At 62.8% G+C, this 25,028-nt stretch carries 22 protein-coding genes; 6 read left to right on the top strand and 16 right to left on the bottom strand.

What is annotated here, in order from left to right:
• Positions 1–6: 6 nt before the first annotated feature.
• Complete coding sequence (locus PU133_RS04795; RefSeq protein ID WP_404863714.1) at positions 7–1,368, top strand: hybrid sensor histidine kinase/response regulator; 1,362 nt, start codon at positions 7–9, stop codon at positions 1,366–1,368.
• Between the two features lie 21 nt (positions 1,369–1,389).
• On the opposite strand, the gene PU133_RS04800 is transcribed toward PU133_RS04795, so the two are convergent.
• On the bottom strand, positions 1,390–2,058 hold the full coding sequence (locus PU133_RS04800; protein ID WP_404863715.1) for a response regulator transcription factor: 669 nt from the start codon (positions 2,056–2,058) through the stop codon (positions 1,390–1,392).
• Positions 2,059–2,373: 315 nt separating this feature from the next.
• On the opposite strand from PU133_RS04800, the gene PU133_RS04805 reads away from it, so the two are divergent.
• Entirely contained in the window at positions 2,374–4,140 is a 1,767-nt protein-coding gene (locus PU133_RS04805; protein ID WP_126008243.1) for a glucan ABC transporter ATP-binding protein/ permease, read from the top strand.
• Positions 4,141–4,183: 43 nt separating this feature from the next.
• Here the strand turns inward: PU133_RS04805 and PU133_RS04810 are convergent, their stop codons facing one another.
• The 15 genes from PU133_RS04810 to bchF are packed head-to-tail and all read right to left on the bottom strand — an operon-like array spanning position 4,184 to position 20,236.
• On the bottom strand, positions 4,184–4,753 hold the full coding sequence (locus PU133_RS04810; protein WP_404863716.1) for an isopentenyl-diphosphate Delta-isomerase: 570 nt from the start codon (positions 4,751–4,753) through the stop codon (positions 4,184–4,186).
• Positions 4,754–4,792: 39 nt separating this feature from the next.
• A complete protein-coding gene (gene hemA, locus PU133_RS04815) occupies positions 4,793–6,007 on the bottom strand; it encodes a 5-aminolevulinate synthase (RefSeq protein ID WP_404864445.1) in 1,215 nt (404 codons plus the stop codon).
• Positions 6,008–6,025: 18 nt separating this feature from the next.
• Positions 6,026–6,838: a putative photosynthetic complex assembly protein PuhE gene (gene puhE, locus PU133_RS04820; RefSeq protein ID WP_404863717.1), complete on the bottom strand. Its 813-nt coding sequence runs from the start codon at positions 6,836–6,838 to the stop codon at positions 6,026–6,028.
• A gap of 10 nt (positions 6,839–6,848) precedes the next feature.
• A complete protein-coding gene (acsF, locus tag PU133_RS04825) occupies positions 6,849–7,916 on the bottom strand; it encodes a magnesium-protoporphyrin IX monomethyl ester (oxidative) cyclase (RefSeq protein ID WP_126008248.1) in 1,068 nt (355 codons plus the stop codon).
• A complete protein-coding gene (locus tag PU133_RS04830; RefSeq protein WP_342635458.1) occupies positions 7,913–8,221 on the bottom strand; it encodes a hypothetical protein in 309 nt (102 codons plus the stop codon). Before PU133_RS04830 ends, acsF begins: the two co-directional genes overlap by 4 nt.
• Positions 8,218–8,718 carry a photosynthetic complex assembly protein PuhC gene (puhC, locus tag PU133_RS04835; RefSeq protein WP_404863718.1) on the bottom strand — a complete coding sequence of 167 codons (501 nt, stop codon included), beginning with the start codon at positions 8,716–8,718 and terminating at the stop codon, positions 8,218–8,220. The genes PU133_RS04830 and puhC overlap by 4 nt, the downstream gene beginning before the upstream one ends.
• Before the next feature lie 4 nt (positions 8,719–8,722).
• Positions 8,723–9,403, bottom strand: coding sequence for a photosynthetic complex putative assembly protein PuhB (gene puhB / locus PU133_RS04840; RefSeq protein WP_404863719.1), 681 nt, complete (start codon positions 9,401–9,403; stop codon positions 8,723–8,725).
• Positions 9,400–10,164 carry a photosynthetic reaction center subunit H gene (puhA, locus tag PU133_RS04845; RefSeq protein ID WP_404863720.1) on the bottom strand — a complete coding sequence of 255 codons (765 nt, stop codon included), beginning with the start codon at positions 10,162–10,164 and terminating at the stop codon, positions 9,400–9,402. The genes puhB and puhA overlap by 4 nt, the downstream gene beginning before the upstream one ends.
• A 26-nt stretch (positions 10,165–10,190) precedes the next feature.
• Positions 10,191–11,624: a BCD family MFS transporter gene (locus PU133_RS04850; RefSeq protein ID WP_404863721.1), complete on the bottom strand. Its 1,434-nt coding sequence runs from the start codon at positions 11,622–11,624 to the stop codon at positions 10,191–10,193.
• The gene (bchM, locus tag PU133_RS04855; protein ID WP_404863722.1) at positions 11,621–12,322 is read right to left on the bottom strand and encodes a magnesium protoporphyrin IX methyltransferase; all 702 of its coding nucleotides are present in this window, start codon (positions 12,320–12,322) and stop codon (positions 11,621–11,623) included. The genes PU133_RS04850 and bchM overlap by 4 nt, the downstream gene beginning before the upstream one ends.
• Entirely contained in the window at positions 12,322–13,218 is an 897-nt protein-coding gene (bchL, locus tag PU133_RS04860; RefSeq protein WP_126008261.1) for a ferredoxin:protochlorophyllide reductase (ATP-dependent) iron-sulfur ATP-binding protein, read from the bottom strand. Before bchL ends, bchM begins: the two co-directional genes overlap by 1 nt.
• A complete protein-coding gene (locus PU133_RS04865; RefSeq protein ID WP_404863723.1) occupies positions 13,215–16,916 on the bottom strand; it encodes a magnesium chelatase subunit H in 3,702 nt (1,233 codons plus the stop codon). Before PU133_RS04865 ends, bchL begins: the two co-directional genes overlap by 4 nt.
• The gene (gene bchB / locus PU133_RS04870; RefSeq protein ID WP_404863724.1) at positions 16,891–18,420 is read right to left on the bottom strand and encodes a ferredoxin:protochlorophyllide reductase (ATP-dependent) subunit B; all 1,530 of its coding nucleotides are present in this window, start codon (positions 18,418–18,420) and stop codon (positions 16,891–16,893) included. The genes PU133_RS04865 and bchB overlap by 26 nt, the downstream gene beginning before the upstream one ends.
• A complete protein-coding gene (locus PU133_RS04875; RefSeq protein WP_404863725.1) occupies positions 18,420–19,724 on the bottom strand; it encodes a ferredoxin:protochlorophyllide reductase (ATP-dependent) subunit N in 1,305 nt (434 codons plus the stop codon). Before PU133_RS04875 ends, bchB begins: the two co-directional genes overlap by 1 nt.
• The gene (gene bchF, locus PU133_RS04880) at positions 19,721–20,236 is read right to left on the bottom strand and encodes a 2-vinyl bacteriochlorophyllide hydratase (RefSeq protein ID WP_404863726.1); all 516 of its coding nucleotides are present in this window, start codon (positions 20,234–20,236) and stop codon (positions 19,721–19,723) included. The genes PU133_RS04875 and bchF overlap by 4 nt, the downstream gene beginning before the upstream one ends.
• A gap of 225 nt (positions 20,237–20,461) precedes the next feature.
• On the opposite strand from bchF, the gene PU133_RS04885 reads away from it, so the two are divergent.
• From PU133_RS04885 to PU133_RS04900, 4 genes are read left to right on the top strand one after another with little or no spacing between them, the layout of a single operon-like run.
• Complete coding sequence (locus tag PU133_RS04885) at positions 20,462–21,241, top strand: B12-binding domain-containing protein (RefSeq protein ID WP_404863727.1); 780 nt, start codon at positions 20,462–20,464, stop codon at positions 21,239–21,241.
• Between the two features lie 22 nt (positions 21,242–21,263).
• Complete coding sequence (gene ppsR / locus PU133_RS04890; protein WP_404863728.1) at positions 21,264–22,688, top strand: transcriptional regulator PpsR; 1,425 nt, start codon at positions 21,264–21,266, stop codon at positions 22,686–22,688.
• Between the two features lie 46 nt (positions 22,689–22,734).
• Positions 22,735–23,646 carry a chlorophyll synthase ChlG gene (gene chlG, locus PU133_RS04895; protein WP_404863729.1) on the top strand — a complete coding sequence of 304 codons (912 nt, stop codon included), beginning with the start codon at positions 22,735–22,737 and terminating at the stop codon, positions 23,644–23,646.
• A gap of 2 nt (positions 23,647–23,648) precedes the next feature.
• Positions 23,649–25,025, top strand: a complete 1,377-nt coding sequence (locus PU133_RS04900; protein WP_404863730.1) for a BCD family MFS transporter — start codon at positions 23,649–23,651, stop codon at positions 25,023–25,025.
• Positions 25,026–25,028 lie beyond the last annotated feature (3 nt).

The following is a 25,028-nucleotide window of genomic DNA, read 5'->3' on the forward strand; positions in this document are numbered from 1 at the left end:
AAACGGATGCGCGATACGCTCGGGATCGATGATGTCGAGAAGCTACGCAAGATCAACATAGCCCTCATCGAGCGCGTCGAGCGGTCCATGGATCAGCAGGGCAATGCGTTTTCACTGTTTCAGACCGCGATCGGTCTCGAAGCGCAGGTGCGGCAGCGTACCGATGAGTTGACGAGCGCATTGCGACGGATCGAACAGACCAACCGCGCTCTGAACGCCGCCAAGGAAGCGGCCGAAGCGGCCAATATTTCCAAGACGCGCTTTATTGCGGCTGCAAGCCACGACGTGTTGCAGCCTCTCAATGCCGCGCATCTGTCGATTTCCGCGCTGGCAGACCTGCAAACGAGCGATCAGGGCAAGAAGCTTGCCCGACAGGTCGAGCAATCGCTCGACACCATGAACGAACTTTTGCGCACGCTGCTCGATATCGCCAAGCTCGACAGCGGCGTGATGAAGCCGGACATCATGAACCTGCCACTCGACGCGCTGCTCGGCAGCCTGAGCAGCGACTTTCAGCAGATCGCCGCCGCCAAGGGCCTGCATATCCGCTTTCGTCCGACCGATGCGATCGTGCGTTCGGACCGCGGAATGCTGCGTCGGGTGCTGCAGAACATCATTTCCAACGCCATCCACTATACCAGCCGGGGCGGGGTGCTGATCGGTGCCCGCAAGCGCGGGGCATTGCTGCGCATCGACATCGTCGATACCGGCATTGGGATTGCCGAGGACCAATACGAGGCGATCTTCGAGGAGTTCCATCGCGGCACGATGCCGGCAGGCGGTGAACTCGGCGGCACGCCGGGGCTTGGGCTGGGACTGTCGATCGTGCAGCGCATGGTGTCGGCACTCGGTCACCACATCACCTTCACCTCGCGGCCTGGCCACGGCACGGCATTTCACCTTTACGTACCGTTTGGCCAGCCCGATCTCGTGCGCGGACAGACCCGCGAGTATGCGCCAAGGCTACCGATCTCCAACCATCTCTTCGGCGCCAATGTGCTTCTGATCGAGAACGATCGTTCGGTCATGGAAGCGATGCTGACGCTTCTGGAAAGCTGGCACTGTTCGGTCAGGATCGCGAGCCACAGCAGCGAGGCGATCGGGCTGCTTGCCGATCCGGCCTGGCGGCCGGACATCGTGATTGCCGACCAGCATCTGGACCACGGAGACCTGGGCTCCGTCACCATCGAACACATCCGCTATTATCTTCGCCGGCAGCTTCCGGCTCTCATCGTGACCGCCGACCCATCGGCCGGCCTCGAAGCGCGCTGCAGGACCCGAGAGATCGAGGTCATGTACAAGCCACTGAAACCAGCCGAGTTCCGTGCCTTGGTCGAGCATCTGCTTGCGGCGGGAAGGGCGGAGTGAGCGTGGTCTGGCGACAAGAGCTCAGGAATTATCCCGCGCAAACGCGTTCAGGTCGGCGATATCGAGCTTCGTCATCTCGATGACGGCCTGGGTGCGGCTGTACACGTTCAGCTTTCGCAGGATCTCGGAGACATGGGCCTTGATTGTGGTTTCGCCCACGCCGAGTTCGTAGGCGATCTGCTTGTTCAAAAGCCCCTCGCGGAGCATTTGAAGCACGCGCAATTGCTGAGGTGTCAGCGTTGCGACCCTGCTGATCATGGCCTTGCGCCCGCTGTTGTCCACATGATCGCTCGGAGGTTCGTAAAACTCCGGTACGTAGACTGCACCCGCCATCACGCGCTGAACAGCGATGGTCAGTTCCTGTTTGCGTACGGATTTCGGGATGTAACCGGCAGCGCCGTAGGACAGCGCTTCGGAAATGATCCGCGAATCCTCGTGGCCTGAAATGACCACGACCGGCACACGCGGAAACTGGGAACGGATGGCGAGCAATCCCTCGAAGCCCGTCACGCCCGGGATGGCCAGGTCGAGCAGAACGAGGTCGAACGTCTTGTGCTCGTTGAGGATCGTCAGCGCACTTTGGAAATCCGCAGCGTCCACGGTCTGTATTTCCGGCCCCGCCAGAGCAAGAGCGCTGGTGAGTGCTTCTCGGAAGAGCGGATGATCGTCGACAATCAGAAAGCGTGGCATCCAGACCCCTTAAATCGGCTCGACGCATTCGTCACGCATAAAATTGGGACTTTATACTTTGCGGTTCCTGGAACCATTACCTTGCCAAAACTGTTTCGAAGCCCAGTTATCGAATCCGGGCTGGCTGGAATACGTTGCGACTGAACAAATTTTTTGCATCTGCGAAGTAGCCTTCACGGCATGTTACAGTGAAAGCGAAAATGTTGCAGGCACGGACGCAACCATCCCTCTGAAATCCCATTGTGTTTCCTAAATTACCCGATAACGCTGCTGCCGATTGGTGCGGCGCACAAAAGTCGCGTTCGGAGTGGTGTGATGTCTTTGACTGAGATTTATTGGCGGGCCCTGCGTTACCTTGGGCACCAGCGCACGGGCGTTCTGTTCGTCTGCGCGGCCAATATCGTTCTGGCGGTGGTAACGATTGCCGAGCCCATTCTTTTCGGTCGCGTCATCGATGCCATCGCCGAAAAGCAGGGCATCTTCGCCACGCTTGGCCTTTGGGCCGGTTTCGGCGTCTTCAACATCGTCGCTTTCGTCATCGTCGCCCGCAGCGCCGACCGCCTGGCCCATCAGCGCCGGGTTCAGGTTCTCGGCGATTCCTTCGAGCGCGTCATCCGCATGCCGCTGTCCTGGCACCATGAGAAGGGCACCTCGAACGCATTGCACACCATGCTGCGCGCGGTCGATACGCTGTTCGGCCTGTGGCTCGAGTTCATGCGCACGCATTTGACGACGGCGGTTGCGCTGGTGCTGCTGGTCCCGACTGCGCTGGTCATGGATCTGCGCCTCACAATGGTGCTGTTCGTTCTCGGCGCGCTTTATTTCATGATCGGCCGCTTCGTGATGAAGCGCACCAAGGAAGGTCAGGCGGCCGTCGAGCGCTACCATCACGATGTCTTTGGCCATGTGAGCGACTGCATCTCGAACGTTTCCGTGCTGCAGAGCTACAACCGCATGGACAGCGAAGTGCGCCAGCTGCGCATCCACACGTCCCGCCTGATCAATGCACAGTTCCCGGTTCTCGACTGGTGGGCTCTCGCCAGCGGCCTGCATCGCATGGCGTCGACGATCTCGATGATCGTCATCCTACTGATCGGCGCCATGTTGGTGTCTGCAGGCGAATTGCGTGTCGGCGACGTGGTGGCATTTGTCGGTTTCGCCAATCTCTTGATCGGCCGTCTCGACCAGATCATGCAGTTCGTGAACCAGGTGTTCGAGGCACGCGCCAAGCTCGTCGATTTCTATGCGCTCGAAGATGCCGCTCCCGCGCTGGACGAGGCAGAGCAGGGCCGTGACATCGGTCGCGTCGAAGGTCACGTCCGCTTCGAGAACGTCTCGTTCTCGTTCCCGAATTCCGGCCATGGCATTTTCGATCTGTCGTTCGAGATTCCTGCCGGCAAGACGGTCGCGATCGTCGGACCGACGGGTGCCGGCAAGACGACGCTGATCAACATGCTTCAGCGGGTCAACGATCCGGCAGAAGGTCGCATTCTCATCGACGGCATCGATGTGCGGACGGCAACGCGCCGCTCGCTGCGCGACAACATCGCCACCGTCTTCCAGGATGCCGGGCTGCTCAACCGCTCGATTGAGGAAAACATTCGCCTCGGTCGGTCGGAAGCCGGCGATGACGAGGTTTTGCGTGCTGCACAGGCGGCGGCGGCCGATGGTTTCATCCACGGCAAGGCTCAAGGCTTTGCGACGTTGGTAGGCGAGCGCGGCGGTCAGCTTTCCGGTGGCGAGCGCCAACGTATCGCCATTGCCCGGGCCGTGCTGAAGGATGCGCCGATCCTCGTTCTCGATGAGGCAACCAGCGCGCTCGACGTCGAAACGGAACAGCGCGTCAAGGAAGCGATCGACGAACTGCGGCGCGACCGCACGACGTTCATCATCGCGCACCGCCTTTCGACAGTGAAGGACGCCGACTTCGTGATGTTCCTCGACCAGGGGCGTCTCGTGGAAGCTGGATCGTTCGGCGAACTTGCTGCGTCGAGCGGACGCTTTGCGGCGCTGCTTCGTGCCGGTGGGCTGTTGACCGACGACGAAGTCCGGCGCGTCAGCCATCTGGCGGCTGCCGCTTAAACGACAGCGATTGCGATAATCCAGTTCTTTGTCGTCCGTCGCGTCAGGCGGGCGACAGTCCCAATTCCGACCAGCGCTGCAGATAGATTCGGAACCAGGGCGTAATTGTCTCCGGGTTCAGCCGCGCTTCGCGTTGCAGCTCAGCGATTTCCACCCAGCGTACCTTGTCGACTTCCGTCGGATCGAACGGGATAACAGCGTCGGGATCTTCGACAGTGCCTTCGAACACGTGAACCCGCTCGTGCTCCGTCAGCCCTTGACCGACATCGGCCATGTACTCGATCACCGCGCGCGGCTCGAGATCGATTTCCAGGCCGAGCTCTTCCCACAACCGGCGGGTCGCGCAGTCTGAAGGGTCTTCCTGCCAGTCGGGATGGGTGCAGCAGGTGTTCGCCCACTGGCCTGGGCTGTGATATTTGCCGCCGGCGCGCCGCTGGACGAGCAGCCGGTTTCCACTGAAGACGAAAGCCGAGATTGCCAGATGCTTGATGCCGCGCCGATGCGCATCGAGCTTCTCGACAGGGTAGAGCGCGCCATCATCGTCGATCGCAGCGATGATCCGATCGTCCCCACAGCGAGTCGTGTCCGGGGAGCGCATCAACGGCGAAGGCATATGCTCTCCCCTCAGCTCATGGCGACTGCGTGTCTTGCTTCAGGCGACAGCGCGCGACAAGGCGCAGTGTGACCAGAGATCGCTCAGCGCATGCAGCATTTCGGCCATCGCCCCATCGTCATGCACCGGGGATGGCGTGATGCGCAAGCGTTCCGCTTTCTTCGGCACGGTCGGGTAATTGATCGGCTGAACGTAGATGCCGTAATTGTCGAGCAGCAGGTCCGACAGCCACTTGCACTTTGTCGGATCGCCGACCATCACCGGCACGATGTGGCTTGGGTTGGGCATGTAGGGCACCCCGATGGCATCGAGCCCCTGGCGGAACTTCGCTACGCGATCCTGGTGGCGCAGGCGCTCGAACTGGCTCTGCTTCAGGTGCTGGATCGAAGCCAGCGCGCCGGCGGCAAGCGCCGGCGGCAGTGCGGTGGTGAAGATGAAGCCGGACGCGAAGGAGCGCACGAAGTCGCAGAGCGCGGTGGAGGCGGCGATGTAGCCGCCCATCACGCCGAACGCCTTGCCAAGCGTGCCTTCGATCACCGTCAGGCGGTCCATCAGGCCTTCACGCTCCGCGATGCCGCCGCCGCGCGGGCCATAGAGGCCGACGCCGTGCACTTCGTCGAGATAGGTCATTGCGCCGAACTCGTCGGCGACGTCACAGATCTCCTTGATCGGCGCGATGTCGCCATCCATCGAGTAGACGCTTTCGAACGCGATCAGCTTCGGCGCCTTCGGATCGGCAGCTGCGAGCTTGGCACGCAGATCGGCGACGTCATTGTGCTTCCAGATGACGCGTTCGGCTTTCGAGTGGCGGATGCCTTCGATCATGGAGGCGTGGTTCAGCGCATCGGAAAAGACAATGCAGCCGGGGATCTTCGAGGCGAGCGTGCCGAGGGCAGCCCAGTTGGAGACATAGCCCGAGGTGAAGAGGAGTGCAGCTTCCTTGCCATGAAGATCGGCGAGCTCCTGCTCGAGCAGCACGTGATAATGGTTGGTGCCGGAAATGTTGCGAGTGCCGCCTGCGCCTGCGCCACAGCGGTCGATCGCTTCCTTCATGGCCTCGACCACTTTCGGGTGCTGGCCCATGCCGAGATAGTCGTTCGAGCACCAGACGGTTACCGTGTGGGTCTTGCCTTCCACATGGCGGACTGCCTTCGGGAATGCACCGTTCTGTCGTTCGATGTCGGCGAAGACGCGGTAGTTGCCTTCTTTGCGGAGGTCCTCCAATTGGCCTGCAAAGAAATTCTCGAAATCCATCATCGCGTTTTCCCTCCCCTACTCGACATGAATTTTAACGGGTGCGACAGGCGCCTTCGCGCCCAGTTGCGTCGCACCGACTCCAAAACGGCTCCAGTTCCAGATCGCGTCCACCGGCAGCGGCAGGACGAGGAACCAGTGCTCGACAATGGCCAGGACCAGAAGCGTCAGAAGCAGCATCGTGCCGGCGATCTCCGCGGCATCGGTTGCCTCGACGAGGGCAAGGCCCATCGCTGTCGCGATGGTTGTCGAGATGGTGATCGAAACCGGGAAGAAAGCGTTCATCGAACGCTTGCGTAGAAAGCTTTTCAGATAGGCGAGGTGCGGCGGCAGCAGGCTTTCGCCGAGATTGCGCACGCCGAAATGTAGATTGAGCTTGGCACTGGCGCGCATGCCCCAAAGGATCATGAAGGTCCAGAAGCCCACCTGGTTTCCTGCGCCCCAGGTCAGCAATGCGATGACTGCCGCCGCCGCGACGATCAACAGTTCGTGCCAGATGATCGCGCCGATGGCGTGCCCCATATGGGCGAGCCCGCTGCAATGGGCGTGGCAGGGTCGCGTCCGCGTCCCCGTCACGAAGCCCATGAGGAAACTCATCTCGACGAAGGCCCAGATGGCCAGTGCGCTGGTGAAAGCGCCATAGACCGCCGAAACGCCCGCTTGCGTTCCGGTCCAGGCGATACCGACAAGACCCGCAACCAACATCACCGTCGCCCCGGCCATACTGAAACCGTATGTGCGCCGGGGTAGCCCATCCAGGAAAAGGATCGCTCCTGTGGCGAACCACCAGAGGAACAGGGCGTAGGCGATGGGTGCGAGATAGGCGCTCACAGCTTTTTGCTTACCAGACCGGCTGGAGGCGGCTTGCCTCCGGCAGTGCATTTTCCTTCACCGGCAAAGCGTAGAGGCGGACGAAGATCGCCCCGGCGCGTGCAATCAGCATGGCGCGCGAAGCTTTCGCCCTCACGCCCTGCTTGCCGTTGAGGTCGTTCAGCTTGGCGTTGATGACGCTGAGCTTCTCCAGGCCGCGCGCGAATTTCGGATTGTCGATGTCGAGCACCAGCGGGAACACCTGGCGCGTGATCTCGCTCGTCAGGTGGAAGACGCGGTAGTCGTACTCGACCGGATCGATGCCGAGCGCTTTGTGGAATTCCGGGCGTGCCTGATCGCGGACATACATCGTGGCGAATACTGCGAGCAGGAAAAAGCGCACCCAGAGCTTGTTGGTGCCGGCCAGATAATCGGGATTGGCCCGCATCAGCAAAGCGAAGGCTTCACCGTGCCGGAACTCGTCGTTGCACCACTTCTCGAACCATTTGAAGATCGGGTGGAAGCGGCGCTCCGGGTGACGCTCGAGGTGCCGGTAGATGGTGATGTAGCGCGCGTAACCGATCTTTTCGGACAGGTAGGTGGCGTAGAAGATGAATTTCGGCCGGAAGAAGGTGTATTTCTTCGCCTTCGTCAGGAAGCCGAGATTGACGCCGATGCCGAATTCCTTGAGCGCATCGTTAATGAACCCGGCATGGCGGGCCTCGTCGCGGCTCATCAGGCCGAACAGCTTGACGATGTCCGGGTTCTGACCGCGCTTCTTCATCTCCTTGTAGAGCACGCAGCCTGAAAATTCTGCCGTCAGCGAAGAGACGAGAAAATCCACGAACTCGTTGCGGAGACCTTCCGGCAGCGCTTCGAAATCGATCTTGTCCCAGTTCTCGTCGCGCTTGAAATGGCCCTTGTTGGGATCGGCTTCCATTTCGGCGATGAGGGCATCCCACTCGCGGCGCACGGGCTCGACATTGGTGCGGTCGAGCTCCGCGAAATCGGTCGTGTAGAAGCGCGGCGAGAGCATGGTGGTTTCGGTCGCCATGCCCGTCGTGTCGCGCGACTGGAGAGAGAGTGTTTCGATGGTCATAGCCGTTCTCCTGACGAGAAGCTGAATTCCAAGAGTTCCATAAATTCGAAGTCGCCGGTCATGCGCACCCAAAGCTTCTCCGGGGAGGATGCCTTGGTCACCGTTGCCATGCGGTTGAAGATGGCCGTTTCACCATAGGGCACGGCGATCTCCGGGCCGTGGACATGCACGCTGTCGCCTGGCTCGATTTCGATGTCACCGGACAATTCCATGTGCGCGTGTAGGCTTTCGAAAGTGTGGCACACCTCGATGCGGCAGGGCAGGTCGATCCGGGTGCGCGTGAGCGTGAGCTTTTCCATCATCATGGTCGTTCTCCCTGAGAAGTGTTCGGCAGTGCCGCGGCGAGTTTTCGGTCGTCCAGGAAGCGCTCGAAGGAGGCCCGGTTCGTCTGGCCGAAGGCATCCAGCGCGACGAGCCGGCCGGTTGCCGGATCGGAGAGGAGCACATGGCCGTCCTGCGTGCGCTCAAGCGCGAAGGGGAGGTCGTCAGAGATGTCGCGGCGTTTGCGCTCGTTGGCAAGCCCGCGCATCGTGGCGCGCAGGAAGCCGCCTTCGCCGGGCTTTACGCGCTGCAGCACATGGCCGGTGCGGGCATCGATCACATCAACAGCGCCGTTGGAGCGATCCGCAAAAGAAAGCTGTACCGCGGCGACCGTGTGGGCCGGCCGATCGATTGCGCCCAGGCCGAACCCGCCGACCGCAGCGAAGCCGATCGACAACACCATGACCGCGACCATCCAGGCGAGCGGGCTCGCATAGATGCGCTGCTGGCCGGGCTTTGACATGATGTTGATCGGCGCCATCAGATTATCCCCTTGCCGGTGCGGGCTGCGCTACCTGTTGGGCAGGCCGCTCTACGTTCGAGACAACGGTGAAGCGCGGCTGAACCTGGCCGGCGTCGGCGGCCAGCGCACGGGCAACGTGCTTGGCCACGACATCCGCATCTGCAACGGCACGCAGCATCGGCTGGGGATCGCGCAGCGACAACGGGCGCACATGCGGCCAGAGGAGGAGCCAGGCGATCCGATCCGGACGCGCGACCCTCAAGGCGATATTGCCTGCGCCGGATTTCGTCAGTGGCCGCACAGCGGCACTCTCGATGCGCGCGAAGGGAATGTTGAGCGTGACGGGAAGCGCGAGGCCCGAGCGGATCAGCAGGCGCTTGCTCGTCAGTGTGTAGATCGTGGTCCGCGCATAGGCATAGCCGAGACCGAGCAGGATGCCGATGCCGGCGAGCGCCACCGGCACCATCCAGGCGGCATGGACCAGGGCGGCTGTGACGCCAAGACCATCATAGAGTGCCGTCACGAAGCGCCAGGCAAGCAGAAGCCCGAAGTAGATCGCCACGGCGCGCAGGTGAAAGGCTTCCCTTGCAAGCGTGCGCCAGTCCGGCGAGCCCTGCCAGAGAAGCGCCTCGTTCTGGGGCAAGGCTTCGGGCAGTCCAGGGGCGTGGTCGAACGCGAAATCGTCGTGGGAGACAGCGCTCATATCAGTGGCTCCAGACGCTCGGGTATCGCGTAGAGATGGCCTCCCGCGAAATACGCCATGATCTTGTCTTCCTCGAGCAGCGTGATCCGGTCCATTGCTTTGAGACCCGGCACGTCTGCGAATTGGGCAGATGTCAGCGACTTCACGTCGACCTGCGTTTTCTTGATGCGTGCGAGATTGTGCGGAACGAGCACGTGGCGCCCGCCCGTCAGTTCCACCTCGAGATAGCGGACCATGTGCTCGGCCCGATCGACCCAGAGATCGGTGACGGTGGCCACTTGTCGGCGGTCAACGGCAATCACTGGCAGGCCACGGGGATCGAAATCCCCCGTCGCGATCATGAAATGCGTGTCGCTCGACCAGGGCACGATGCGCAGGCGGCCATCATGCGTCATGTCGGGGCGATCATCACGCTCCGCCCAGGCGGCCGGGCCGACGCCGTCGACGAGAGGATTGCCGGTTGGCGTCAAAGGCGCGCCGGGCCAGGGCGCCAGTCGGGCTGCGGCGATCGGGCGGTTGTCACGCTTGTTGTTGGGTACGGTATAGGTGCCGGCACCGTGGGGGCGGAAGAAGGTCTTCGGCTCCGCCATCAACAATTCATTTGGTCGATGGATCTCTCCGGTGGGATCACGCTCGAGCGGATAGCCCTCGCGACGATCTTCGCGACGGATGTAGAAGATGAGGCCGGCGAAGAAGAGCCAGAAGGCGTAAAGCGCCAGCTGAGCAACGTCCATGTAGCCTGTGATTGCGCCGATTTCCATTGCCATGTCCTTCCTCAATCCCCGAGCTAGTTGGGGAATTCCATCATGCCGAAGCGTTCGCGCGGGGTGCCGGTCCGTGGGCCCGGGTATCGGGCAAGCGGGCCGATCGCGATGAGCGTGGCGAAGAGCAGTCCAATTTCGATGTGGTAGACGACGCCGTAGCCGGCCGAGACCTGGTCGAAGACCGAGCCTTGCGCGGCAAGGTGCGTGACGCCGTCGCGGATAAGGCCGCCAGCCGCGATACCGAGCCCCATGGAAGTGGCCTGCACCGCGCCCCAAGCGCCAAGCGCAATACCACTGTCGCCATTGTCGGAAAGGTCCATGGCTGCGGTCAGCATGCTGACCGCAAAAAGGCCGCCACCGAGCCCGATCAATGCCGTGCCGAGACGGAAGATCAGGGCGGATTCCAGCGGTGACGCGATGATGACGAGCGAGAAGGCCGGAACACCGACCAGCGCGCCGATGGCTGCAAGGCGATAGGCGTTGAAGCCCGATGACAGAAGACGCGCAGCGATGGCGAGACCGAGCAGCGTACCGGTTGCGAGAATGGCCGTGAGCATCGTCGTGGCGCCGACCGGCAAGGCCAGCACCTGCCCGCCATAGGGCTCGAGCAGCACATCCTGCATGGAAAATGCGGCCGTTCCCAAAGCCAGCGCAGCGAGAAGTCGTCCCGAGCGGCCAGACGCCATGTACGACGCCCAGGCTTCGGCAAAGGCCGGGCGGGGGCGGTCATGGCGCGTGCGTACCGGATCACGGCTTTCCTGCTTCCAGAGCGCGATCACGTTCAGCGCCATCGTGACCATCGCGGCGCCCTGCACGACTTGGATCAGCCGGAGATGCGAATAGTCGGCGAGCAGGGCGGAGAAGACGATCGCGGAGATGAGCATGCCGACCAAGAGGAAAACATAAAGCAGCGCGACGACGCGCGGCCGGTTTTTCGGCTCTGCGAGATCGCAGGCGAGTGCGAGGCCGGCGGTCTGCGTCATGTGCATGCCGGCGCCAACCAGCAGGAACGCGAGCGCGGCGCCGATCTGCCCGCCCAGCGGCCCGTAGTGGCCATCACCCGAAAGCAGCAGGAGCGCGAAGGGCATGATAGCGAGGCCGCCGAACTGAAGCAGTGTGCCCATCCAGATGAAGGGGACCCGGCGCCAACCGAGATAGGAGCTATAGGTATCGGAGCGGTGGCCGATGAGCGCGCGCAACGGGGCCGCCACGATCGGCAGCGCCACCATCAGCGCGACCAATGCGGCCGGCACGTTGAGCTCGACGATCATGACGCGGTTCAAGGTGCCGGTCAGCAGCACCATGGCCATGCCGACGGAAACCTGGAAGAGCGACAGGCGAAGCAGGCGTGCAAGCGGCAGCCCGGGGCTCGCGGCATCGGCAAACGGCAGGAAGCGCGTTCCCACCGAGCGCCAAAGCAACGCCATGCCCGTTTTCTGGCTGCGCGCAGTGCTCATCGCCGCATCAACTCCAGAAGTTCGGAGGTGTAGAAGCCGTGGCTGACGCGGCTGCGATCATAGGCCTGCCAGTCGATCAGCGCCGGAGACTCCGCGATCTGCGCCGCTATGGCTTCGGGTGATGTCGGCGTGACGGACGGTGCGCGGCTGCGCTTGGGGAAAAGCCGGCCGGTCAGGTGCATCGCGGCCAGGAGCGGCGTGCGCGGTACATAGGTGAAGAGCAGTGTGTGGCGTGTGCGGGCGCCGAGCCGTGCCAGTGCCTCCACGGCATCCGGGGTGCTGTAGTGAATGAGCGAATCCATCGCCACCACGGCGTCGAACGGACCGAGCCCGCTGTCCAGCATGTCGCCATGTCGGAACTCGATTGCGCCGTCGCGACAATCGGCAGGCAGGTTCTCTTGCGCATAGGCGATCGTTTCGGGCGAAAGGTCGACGCCGACCACGCTTGCGCCGCGCCGCGCCAGAGCGACGCTGATTGCGCCGGTGCCGCAGCCTGCATCAAGGATGCGCCAGCCCTGCAAGTCGGAAGGCAGGCGCGACAGGATCGTCTCCCGCATCTGGCTGCGGCCCGCGCGCACGCTGTCGCGAATGCGGCCAAGCGGCGAGCCCCCTGCGAAACGCTTCCAGGCATCGAGCGCGGTCGAGTCGAAATAGGTGCGGACCTCGTCGCGCCGGGCTTTGTAGGTCGGGCTCTCCATCACTCGAACCCCAGGAAATCGAAGATGTCCCGATCCTTCATCGGCTGCGCATCGAACTCCCGGTTGTCGGAAAGAAGCGTGCGGGCGAGCGCCATGTATTCGGCGCGGGCGCGCTCCACTTCCGGCGTCAGGTCCATTTCGAACAGCGTCGACTTCTTCAGGCGCGAGCGTCTGACGGCGTCGAGATCCGGGATGTGCGCTAGCCGTTCCAGGCCGACAGCCGCGTTGAAACGATCGATCTCGTCGGTCGCGTGGGACCGATTGGCGATCACGCCACCCAGACGCACATTGTAGTTCTTGGACTTCGCCTTGATTGCCGCGATGATGCGGTTCATCGCGAATATGGAGTCGAAGTCGTTGGCGGCCACGACAAGCGCGCGCTCCGCATGTTGCAGAGGCGATGCAAAGCCGCCGCAGACGACGTCACCGAGAACGTCGAAAATGACGATGTCGGTATTTTCCAGGAGATGATGCTCTTTCAGGAGTTTCACCGTCTGGCCGACGACATAGCCGCCGCAGCCCGTGCCGGCGGGCGGACCACCTGCCTCGATGCAGCGCACGCCGTTATAGCCTTCGAAGACGAAGTCTTCCGGCCGCAATTCCTCGGTGTGAAAATCCACCTCTTCGAGGATGTCGATGACGGTCGGGATCAGCGACTTCGTGAGGGTGAACGTCGAATCGTGCTTGGGATCGCAACCGATCTGCAGAACGCGCTTGCCGAGCAGCGAGAAAGCCACCGACAGGTTCGACGAGGTCGTCGACTTGCCGATGCCGCCCTTTCCATAGATCGCGAAAACCTTTGCGGTTTCGATCTTCAGGTCGGGATCGAGGTGAACCTGGACGCTGCCTTCTCCGTCCCCGCGGCCCTTGAGGTCTGGTCGTGTATAGACGTTCATGCTGCGGCCTCCACCGATATGCCTTCGAGACGGTCCTCGAGTTCGTCATTCGCCTCGAGCAAGGCGTCGAGTGTTTCGGCGTCCGGCTGCCAATAACGGCGCTCATGGGCCTCGATCAGGCGACCGGCGAGACGCGCGGAAGCCTGCGGGTTGAGTTCGGCCATGCGGCGACGCATGGCCTCATCCAGCACGAATGTCTCTGTGATGTTCTGGTAGATCCAGGGCGCGACCTGGCCGGTTGTGGCCGACCAGCCGAGCGTGTTCGTCACGTGGCTCTCGATCTGGCGCACGCCTTCGTAGCCGTGATCGAGCAGCGCCTCGTAGAATTTGGGGTTCAGCGTGCGGGTGCGGGTCTCGATTGCGACCTGCTCTGCGAGCGTGCGCACCTTGCCGGCGCCGCGGGTCTGGTCGCCCACATAGACCGGAACGTCCGTGCCGCTTGCACGCTTCACCGCACGGCTGATGCCGCCGAGTGTATCGAAATAGTGGTCGACCGTGGTGACGCCGAGTTCGACCGATTCCAGGTTCTGATAGGCGGCATCGACATTGGCCAAGATATCACCGAGAAGTTCCGCCTGGCGCACCGGCTTGCCGTCCACGCCGTAGGCGAAACATTTGCGGCGCTGATAGGCTTCGGCCAGTTCGTCCTCGCCGTCCCAGGCTCCGCTGTCGATCAGCTGATTGACGTTGGAGCCATAGGTGCCGGCGGCGTTTGAGAACACCCGCAATGCGGCTGTTTCGAGCGTGCAGCCGGATTGCTCCGCGTAGCGGGTGGCATGCTTGCGGACGAAATTCATGTCGAGAGGTTCATCCGCGGCGGCAGCCAATTGGCATGCTTCTGCCAGAAGCTTGGTCTGAAGCGGAAGCAGGTCGCGGAAGATGCCCGACAACGTCATGACCACGTCGATACGAGGCCGACCGAGCTGATCGAGCGGGATGAGATCGGCCCCTGCAAGTCGGCCATAGCCATCGAAGCGGGGCGCTGCGCCGATCAAAGCCAGTGCCTGACCGATCGGGCCGCCTTCGCTCTTGATGTTGTCGGTGCCCCAGAGAACGAGCGCGATGGATTCCGGCAGTCGGCCTGTATCGGCCACATGGCGGGCCAGCAGCTTCTCCGCCTGTTCGCGGCCATCGGCGCAGGCAAAGGCGCTCGGGAGCCGGAAGGGATCGAAGCCATGAATGTTGCGGCCGGTCGGTAAAATTTCAGGCGTGCGAACGATATCGCCACCGGCAACCGGGCGGATGAAGCGGGCGTCGAGCGCTGCGATCAGGCCGGTGAGCTCGCTGTCGGTCGAAAGATGCCCGTTCGCCGTGGCCAGGCGTTCGGCGAGAATGAATACCGCGCCGGTTGGAGCGATGCCGTGCTCCTTGAGAGCAAGAGAGGGATCGGCGCCATTCGCGATCATGTCGATCACTTCGGGTGGCAGCGCAGCCTGCTGATCGGCCTCGGCGATTGCCTTGAGAAGATCCACGCGCTCGGATGCGGTGATCGGCTCGCCGGCTACATGCATGCCGTGCGGGATGAGCGTTGCTTCCAGCTCAGCGAGATCGCGCATCAGTGCCGCGATTTCATCGCTGCCAGCCCCGTCGAACACGGCATCTTCGGGGACGAGATCGAGTGCGGCTGCCTGCGTGCGGATCAACTGGGCCAACGCGACACGTTCGCGATGCGCGGCTGGCGGGGTGGCACGCCAGCGATCGATCGCCGATTTCAGATCGACCATGCCGCGATAGAGGCCGGCTTTCGTGACGGGTGGGGTCAGGTAGCTGACGAGCGTTGCGCCGGAGCGGCGCTTGGCGAGTGTGCCTTCCGACGGGTTGTTCGCGGCATAGAAATAGATGTTCGGTGCGCTGCCGATGAGACGATCCGGCCAGCAATCGCCGGAAAGCCCGGCTTGTTTGCCCGGCATGAATTCGAGCGCGCCGTGGGTGCCGAAATGCAGGATGGCATCCGACGCAAAATCCTCGCGCAAATAGCGATAGAAGGCGGAAAACGCGTGTGTCGGTGCGAAGCTGCGCTCAAACAGCAGCCGCATCGGGTCGCCCTCGTAGCCAAACCCCGGCTGGATGGCGATCAGCACATTGCCGAAGCGCTCGCCGAGGATCTGGATGTTCTGGCCATCGGTCAGATCGCGGCCCGGCGCCGGGCCCCACTGCCGCTCGATCTCTTCCAGATGCGGTTCGCGCCGCACATGGTCTTCGGCCGAAATGCGTGCGGTGACGTTGGCCGGTGTACCGAACCGTGCAGCATTTCCTTCGAGCACAGCCTTGCGCAGCGCGTCGGCGTTTTCGGGAAGAGCGACGTCATAACCTTCCGCCTGCATGCGCTTCATCGTGTTGAAGAGCGAGCGGAAGACGGAGAGATAGGCAGCCGTGCCCGTGGCGCCGGCATTTGGCGGAAAATTGAAGAGTACGATCGCCACCTTGCGATCGGCGCGCTGCGAACGGCGCAGATGGACGAGACGCTCGACCCTTGCAGCCAGCATCGCAACGCGCTCAGGCTCCGGCTGCATGTCGCGTCCGCCAGCGGAGCCGGCTCGGCCGCCATAGATCATGTGGCCACCCGCGCCGTCGATTTCCGGAAGAGCGACCATCATGGTTGTTTCCACCGGTGTCAGGCCCTCGCCCGAGCGGTGCCATTGGTCCAGACCCTGGAACTCGATGGCACAGGCTGAGAGATACGGCACGTCGAGGCGGGCAAGAAGCGTCTGTGCGGCGTGCGAGTCGTTGTAGGCGGGTCCCCCGATCAGGGAAAAACCGGTGAGGGAGACCACGGCATCGACCCGCGGCCGGTCGTCACCAAGGAAAAATCTCTCCACGGCCTGGCCGGCATCGAGGCCCGCTGCGAAGGCGGGCACGACGTTCAGGCCGCGCGCTTCCATTGCCTGGATGACGGCGTCGTAATGGGCCGTGTTTCCGGCGAGCACGTAGGACCGCATGATGATGAGGCCGACGGTACCGCCGTGCCCAGCCCGGCGCGGCAACACCTCAGCGCGATCGCTCACACGGGCCGTCAGGTTCGCGTGATAGACGCCGACTTCCGGATACTCGTTCGGTGCCTTGGCATCGACGACCGCGCGCAGGCCGGCGCGATTGCCCGATGCGTATCGGCCGACAAGGTAGCGGACCATGTTGGCGATATTCTCGTCCGAACCGGCGAGCATGTACTGCAGCGTGAGGAAGTAGGCGCGCAGGTCCTGCGCCTTGCCCGGAATGAAGCGCAGGATGCGCGGAAGCTGCTTCAGCATGCGAACCTGTTGGCGGCCCGCCTGCTGACCTGGCTTGGCGGCGCCCCGCAAACGCTTGAGCAGGCCGATGATGCCACCGGTCGGGTTGTTCATGGCGAAATCGCCAAGCCGCGTGATCTTCACCACTTCACCGGCCGAGAGGCAGCCGATGATGGCATCGCACGCATCCCGCCGCGCCTTCAGCCACGGCATGACGGTGCGGATGTGTTCTTCCATGAAGATCATGTTGGCGATGACGATATCGGCGGATGCGATGTCGTCGCGGCAACGATCGGCAGCGAGCGGATCGTCGCCCCATTCGGCCATGGAATGTAGTGTGAGGCGAAGCCCCGGTAGCTCCGGCGCTAGAAGCCTTCCCGCACGCTCGACCGCGCTAGCCATGTGACTGTCGAGCGTCACGATGGTCACGGCGATCGGCGTCGTCTCACCGGCTGTAATGCGCTTTTGCATCGTAGAGCGTCTCGATTGTGATGGTGGACAGACCGTGGTCTGCGGCGAAACGTTCTGTGTTGCGGCGGGCCTTTCCGCGGACGAAAAAGGGGATCTTTTTCAGTTCGCTTTCGGCTTCCTGAGCCCAATTGGGAGCACTCTGGGCGACGATCTGCGGTGCTTCAGGCTCGCTGGTTTTCTGGCTTGCGGGAGCAAGGTGCGAAGGGTTGGCGCCGTCGTGAAACTCGAAGTCGTCGCGGAACATGCCGAGGAGATGTTCTTCCAGGCCCATCATCAGCGGGTGGACCCAGCTGTCGAAAATGACGTTTGCGCCTTCGGGTCCCATCTGCGGCGAGTAACGCGCCGGGAAATCCTGCACGTGAACCGGCGCGGAAATGACCGCGCAGGGAACATGCAGCCGCTTGGCCACATGACGCTCCATCTGCGTGCCGAGCACGAGTTCCGGCTGGGCCGCGATGATGGCATCCTCGACTTCCAGATGATCGTCGGTGATCAGTGCGTCGAGGCCGTAAGTCTTCGCAGCTGCTCGAACGTCGCGGGCGAATTCGCGCGTGTAGGTGCCGAGACCGCAAACGTTGAAGCCGAGCTCGTCGCGCGCGATCCGAGCGGCGGCGATGGCATGGGTCGCATCGCCGAAGATGAAGACGCGCTTGCCGGTGAGATAATTGCTATCGATCGAGGCAGCGTACCACGGTGCCCGCGATTTGATCGTGGCGAGCGCCGCCTCGACATCGAGACCTGCCAGTTGCGCCACTTCTGCAACGAAATCGCGGCAAGCGCCGCTGCCGATGGGAACCGTCCTGGTAAAAGGCTGACCGTGACGCTCTTTCAGAAAATTGGCGCTCGTCGCGGCGATCTCGGGGTAGAGCACGACGTTGAAGGCAGCCTGCGGAAGCCGGGTCAAATCGTGCACGGAGGCGCCGAGCGGGGCGACCACATTGACCGTTACGCCGATCGAGACCAGCAGCCGGCAGATTTCCTCGACGTCGTCGCGATGGCGGAAGCCGAGTGCGGTAGGGCCAAGGATATTGCAGCTGGCCGGGTTGCGGCCCTCGGGCGTCGGGCCGGCAGCGAAGCTGCGGACGAGGCGATAGAAGGTTTCCGACGCGCCCCAGTTTTCCTTCTTCTGGTAGGAAGGCAGTTCCAGCGCCACGACGGGAATTGAAAGGCCGAGGGCCGCGGCAAGCCCGCCCGGATCGTCCTGCAGAAGTTCTGCCGTGCAGGAGGCGCCGACGATCATGGCGTCCGGCTTGAAGCGCGCTTCGGCGTCGGCGCACGCGGTCTTGAAGATCGCTGCGGTGTCGGCACCGAGATCGCGCGCCTGGAAGGTGGTGTATGTAACCGGCGGACGTTTGGCATCGCGCTCGATCATCGTGAACAGCAGATCGGCGTAGGTGTCGCCCTGCGGTGCGTGCAGCACGTAATGAAGCCCGCGCATGGCGGTTGCGATCCGCATCGCGCCGACATGGGGTGGCCCTTCATATGTCCACATCGCAAGCTGCATCACGCTCTCCCGGTCTGAAGAAGCGCGCGACGGCGCAAGGGGCGCATGAACAGCTCGGCGAGATCGCCGGCCTGGTCATAGCCCTGGATGGGGGTGAAGACGAGCTCGATCGACCATTTGGTCGCGAACCCTTCCGCCTCGAGCGGATTGGCAAGGCCCATGCCGCAGACGGTAAGGTCAGGCGCAGCATCGCGCAGCCGGTCGAGCTGGCTGTCGACATCCTGGCCTTCGCTGAGCGTGATATCGCTCGGCAGCAGGGCGAGTTCGGCAGACAGGTGCTGCCGGTTGAGGAAAGGTGTGCCAACTTCGATCGGCACCATGCCTGCTTCGCGCGACAGCACGCGGGCCAGGGCCGGCTCCAGCTGGGAATCGGGGAACAGAAAGAGCGACTTGCCCTCAAGTTCGGAGCGGGCGCGCGTCATGGCGATGCGGGCGCGGTCTCGTCCGGGCCGGGTTATGGCTTCGAACCGGCCGGGGTCGACGCCGAATGCGTCTGCCGCAGCCCGAAGCCAGGCAGTCGTGCCTTCTTCGCCGAGCGGAAACAGCGGATGCAGCAGCTGACAACCGCGAGACTGCAGGAGACGGGCGGTTTCGGTGAGATAGGGCTGCGCCAGAAGCACCGTGGTCGACGGGCCAACGGACGGCATGACCGTGCTTTCGCGCATCGGCAGAAAATCGACCTGCTCAATCCCAAGCGCGGTGAAGATGCGGCGGAACTGGTCTTCCACCACGTCTGCCAGACAGCCGGCAACGAGCAGGCGCGGCTTGGCGTTCTGCTCCTGCGCGGGCAGGGCCGTCACGAGGCTTGCCAAAAACCGGTCTTCGCCTTCGGTGAACGTCGTCTCTATGCCGCTTCCGGTATAGGTGAGGAAGCGAACGCCAGCGTGCTGGCCGCGGGCCTGCAGCCGTTCGGCCGCCTTGGAAAGATCGAGCTTGATCACTTCCGACGGGCAGGAGCCGACGAGCACGATCATCCGGATTTCCGGCCGTCTTGCCACGACGCGGGCGACGATGCGGTCCAGTTCGTCGTGCAGGTCCGCCATGCCGGCAAGGTCGCGGTCTTCAATGATGGCGGTCGCGAAACGGGGTTCCGCGAAGATCATCACGCCGGCGGCAGACTGCATGAGATGGGCGCATGTCCGTGATCCGACGATCAGGAAGAATGCGTCCTGCAGCTTGCGGTGCAGCCAGATGATGGAGGTGAGGCCACAGAAGACTTCGCGCTGACCGCGTTCGCGCAATAGGGGCGCAGGCGAGGTAGAAGGCGTTGCGGGTGAGGTTGTCCGGTCGAGCACGGTGGTCATGACGCTGCGCCTCCTGCATAGGAGGCAGCGGTCGCGTCGTCACTGCGTGAAAGCCGGGCCTGCCGCAGCTTCACGATGAACTGGGCGGCGTTGATGACATAGGTTGCGTAGGCGGCCACCGCCAACCAGAGAAGCTGTGTGGTCTCCAGGGCGCCTGAAAGAAGCGCCGCGAGATAGGCGGTATGAAGCGCCAGCACCACCATCGAGAACATGTCTTCCCACAAGAAGGCGGGTGCGAAAAGGTAGCGTCCGAACACGACCTTCTCCCAGATCGAGCCGGTGATCATGATCGCATAGAGAAGCAAGGTCTTGACTACGATGGATGTGTGCGCAGCCGTCGCCCCCTCACCGGTTGCGAGATAGCGCGCAATCAAGAGGGCGGAGACGACGAAGGCAAGGAACTGTATCGGCGCAAGGATCCCCTGAACCAGGGTCCACACGGTCCGGTCCCGGCGGGCGCGCTCTTCAACCGTATAAAGCGCTACGCACTGCCTGATACTCGATCCCGCCATGCGCCTTGCCTCCTGCTGCACTGAACTGCAGCTGTTGAATGGAGAGTACCGCCGCGCAAAGGCATGTGTCAACTAAACATGACGTACATCTAGATTTACAATGGGCTGCAATTGGGTCATGCTCCAATGACACTGATGATGTGCCGGCGCCGGAGCGACCGACGCCCTTCTTTGGTGCCCGATCAACACCAGTCATGGCGATGGGGTCGTCGAGCGAGGTGGCCCATGAGCGATACTGCACATCGTATCCAAGCGGTCGGCTTGAACGGTCGGCCTGCCGATTACCTGCGGCAGATCGGTGCGCAACGCCCATTTGCGCCGCTGCTGCCTATCGATGACATGATGATTGCGGCTTTTACCGAAACGTTGCGGGCGCCCGGCTTTTGGGCGTGCGAGCGTGCGGTGGACATTTTGCGCGACAGGTTGCAACGGCGACAAACCATTCAGGATGCAGTGTTTGCGCCGGCCGCACGGCTTGCGGGCGCCTACTGGTCCAGCGATGCCTGGTCGTTTCTCGACGTTACGGTCGCTGTCTCAAGGCTGAAGCGTCTTCTCGTGCAGGAAGTTCGGCAGCGCCATCGACCGCCTCAGGTCGGTGCCCGCTCCATCCTGCTTTCCGCGGCGCCGGGTGAGACGCATGATTTCGGCCTTCATTACGTGGCGCTGGCATTCGAGCGTGCCGGTTATGCCGTCGACCTGCGCACCGGAGCCGACGAGGCCGAACTCATGACGGCACTGGTTATGCACAGATACGATCTGGTAGGGCTGTCTCTATCTGCCGAATGCTTGCTCGACAGGTTGACATTGTTTATCGGGAACGTGCGTAACAGGGAGAAGACCCGGGACGTTTTATTCCTCGTCGGAGGTAATGCGTTCGTCAGTCGCCCAGAGTACGCCGTTGGTGTCGGTGCGGACTTCTTGGCGACGGATCCCGACACGGCGGTTTTTCTTGCGCAGCTGCGATTGGGATCGCATGTGGGGCGGGAGCAAGCTTTGGCGCGGTAGGTAAAGGAACTGGACGGCCTTGATGGACCATCAACCTGCCGACGAATTCAGTCGCTCCTTTGCGAGCCAGCAATCCCTGCTGGGTGATCTCGGCCCGGCTGCTATCTTGGCGATCGCTCAGACCGCATCCGACATCACGCTCGTGCTGAACGCCGATGGCACCGTCATCGACGTCGCCTATCGCGACCGAGATCTGTCGAGATACAGGCCGGAATCCTGGGTCGGCCGGCTTTTCGCAGAGACTGTGACGCTCGAAAGCCTCGAAAAGGTCGAGGCGCTGCTCGCCGATGCCGCACGCAATTCACGCACACGAGCGCGGCAGGTCAATCATCCGGCTCCCGGGTTTCCCGATCTGCCGGTGTCCTATGCGCTTCTGAGCTTCCCGGATCAGAAAGTCCATCTCGCTCTCGGCTCGGATCTGCGCGGCGTCGCGCAAATGCAGCAAAGACTGGTGGCGGCTCAGATCGAGATGGAGCGCGACTATCGCCGGCTGCGAGATGCGGAAGCCCGGTATCGCGTGCTGTTCCAGGCGGAAGATGAAGGGCTGGTCGCCCTCGACGGCACAAGCCTGCGCATCATCGATGCCAATGAAGCTGCGGGTCGGCTTTTCGGGCGCCCGGTTGCGAAGCTCATCGGCATGTCTTCCGTTCAGCTGCTGGCTGCAAGCGAGCCCGCCGAACTGGCGGCGACGCTTGCCGACGTGCGTGCGCGTGGGGTTTCTGAGCAGATCGTCGTCGATGCCGCCGATGGTATCGGTGCTCTCACTCTCTCCATCATTCCGTTTCGCCTTGCCGGGGCGGTGGAGCTTCTAATTCGTATCAAGCCGAGTGGAAGCCCATTGGCCGGCGAGGCCTATGGCAAGGACTTCTTCAGCGGTTTGCCCGATGGCCATGTGGTGACCGATCGGCAGGGCGTCGTGCTGGAGGCCAATCCCGCCTTTCTCGATCTCATTCGGGTGCTGAGCCCGGAAAGGGTGGTGGGAAAGTCGCTCGACAACTGGCTCGGCGTTACGGGCGTGGACGTGCAGATTATTCTGTCCAACCTGCGTGAGCACCGGGTCGTCAGCAGGTTTCAGACGATCCTGCGCGACGGTTTTGGCGGGCGGCACGATGTCGAATTGTCGGCTGGACAGATCGACGAGGCTGGCGGCACGTTCGGGTTTTCGATCAGGGAGGTTGCGGCTGCTGCTGCCGATGTCGTGCGCACAGCCGGCGAGGGCGGCTTGCCCTATCAGGTGGAGCAATTTGCGGACTTGGTCGGGCGCGTTCCCCTCAAGGATCTCGTTCGGGACACGTCCGATATCATTGAGAAAATGTGCATCGAATCCGCGCTTCGTCTCACGGGCAACAATCGCGCATCGGCTGCCGAAATGCTGGGCTTGAGCCGCCAGAGCCTCTACATCAAGCTGCGTCGCTATAATCTCGCTGACTTCACCGGCGAGGAATGATGTCAATTTAAATTGACAGTATAAGACGTCAGTCGTAGCTTTTGCTATGGCCCAATTTGCGACCGCGCATCCGAATCCTGCCTACCCAACGCTTTCGGCGACGATCGCGCTGTTGAAGCCAATCACGTGGTTCGCGCCCATGTGGGCGTTCGGCTGCGGGGTTGTGGCATCCGGCGTGCCGCTCCAGGAGCGCTGGGTCGCCATCGTTCTCGGCATCCTCCTCGCCGGTCCGCTCGTCTGTGGCGCAAGCCAGGCGGCGAATGATTGGTACGATCGGTTCGTCGATGCGATCAACGAGCCGCACCGGGTGGTACCGTCCGGCCGCATGCCGGGACGCTGGGCGTTTTACATTGCCGCCATGGCGAGCGTCATTTCGCTCTGGATTGGCTATCTGCTGGGCCCCTGGGTGCTTGGCGCTACCGTGGTGGGCCTTGTTCTTGCCTGGATCTACAGCGCCCCGCCGCTGCGCTTGAAGCGCAATGGCTGGCTCGGCGCCGCCGCCGTCGGGCTCTGCTACGAAGGCTTGCCCTGGTTCACGGCCGCGGCTGCGGCGATTGGCGGCTATCCGGGCCACAAGACGCTGATCATCGCGCTGCTCTACAGCATCGGCGCGCACGGGATCATGACGCTCAACGATTTCAAGGCTGTCGAGGGTGATCGGCGGATGGGGCTCGCGTCCCTGCCGGTGACGCTCGGAACCGATCGAGCCTGCCGGGTCGCCTGTTTCTTCATGGCTGCGGCGCAATTTGCCGTGGTGGCTCTGCTCATTGTTTGGGGCGCGCCAGTGCATGCCGCCATCGTTGCGGCCCTGATCGTGGTGCAGCTTGGCCTCATGCGCCGGCTTCTCGCCGATCCGGAAGGACGTGCAGCCTGGTACAACGCAACCGGCACGACGCTCTACGTTCTCGGCATGCTCGCTGCGGCATTTGCGCTTCGCGGCGTTCAGGGCGGGCTTTGACGATGGGCGGCGCGAAGCAGAGCAATGCCCTTAGCGCCCTTGGCTGGATCGATATCGTCCGGCTGGGCCTGGTGCAGGCCTCGCTCGGCGCCATTGCAGTGCTTTCAACGTCGACGCTGAACCGGGTGATGGTCGTTGAGCTGGCGCTGGCCGCCATGGTGCCCGGGATCCTGGTGACGCTTCATTATGGCGTGCAGATCACGCGGCCGCTTTGGGGCCATGGATCCGATATCGGCGGTCGGCGCACATCGTGGATTCTCGGCGGCCTCGCGCTTGCTGGTCTCGGCAGTGTAGGTGCGGCCGCTGCAAGCGCTGTGATGGTGACGAACTTCGCGCTGGGCATGGCACTCGCGGTGGTCGACTTCATTTTGATCGGGATCGGCATCGGTGCTGCCGGCACCTCGCTGCTGGCGCTTTTGGCCACGAATACGGCAGCACTTCGCCGCGCGGGAGCCGCCACCCTCGTCTGGCTGATGATGATTGCAGGAATGGCGATTACGTCCATTGCTGCGGGCGCCTTTCTCGATCCCTTCACGCCGGGGCGGCTCGTCGTCGTCACCGCGATCGTCAGTGTCGCCGCGCTGGCGCTGGCTGGCCTGTCGCTTGCCGGCATCGAAGGCAGATTGCGTCGCACTTCCCAGCTTGCACCCGAGCAGGTGGTGGCAAAGGTGTCGTTCCGTGAAAGCCTGGCCGATGCATGGGCCGACCGGCAGGCGCGTCGCTTCACCATCTTTGTCTTTTTGTCGATGCTCGCCTTCAGTGCGCAGGATCTCATCCTGGAGCCCTATGCTGGCCTCGTCTTCGCCATGACGCCCGGTGAAACCACGACGCTTTCCGGCATTCAGAGCGGCGGTGTCTTCATCGGCATGCTTCTGGTGGGCCTTCTCGGCAGCAGCCTTGGGCGCACGCGCCCAGGCGTTTTGAAGATCTTCACGGTCACTGGCTGTATCGCTTCGGCCATGGCGCTTGCTCTTCTCGGGGCATCCTCTCAGAGCGCTGGCGTATGGCCGCTCACAGCCAATGTGTTCGCGCTTGGTTTTGCCAATGGCGTCTTCGCGGTTGCTGCGATCGGCTCCATGATGGCGCTTGCCGGTGCTGCCAACCGGCCGGGCGAACGGCCGCGCGAAGGCATGCGCATGGGCCTCTGGGGCGCGGCGCAGGCGATTGCCTTCGGGCTCGGCGGATTTGCGGGCACGATCGTCGTCGACATCGCGCGTGCCGTTCTTCCCGTCGAAGAGGCTTACGCGCTGGTGTTCATGATCGAAGCCGGTCTCTTTCTGATTGCCGCCGCCGTCGCTCTCGCGATCGCCATGCCGTCCGCGGCAAGGCCACGCGCGACGACCTCGCCCTCACCAGATGTTCTGCAACCCGCGGAGTAAGCC

It is taken from the genome of Georhizobium sp. MAB10, from assembly GCF_045012825.1.
GTDB classification, from domain to species: Bacteria; Pseudomonadota; Alphaproteobacteria; order Rhizobiales; family Rhizobiaceae; genus Georhizobium; species Georhizobium profundi.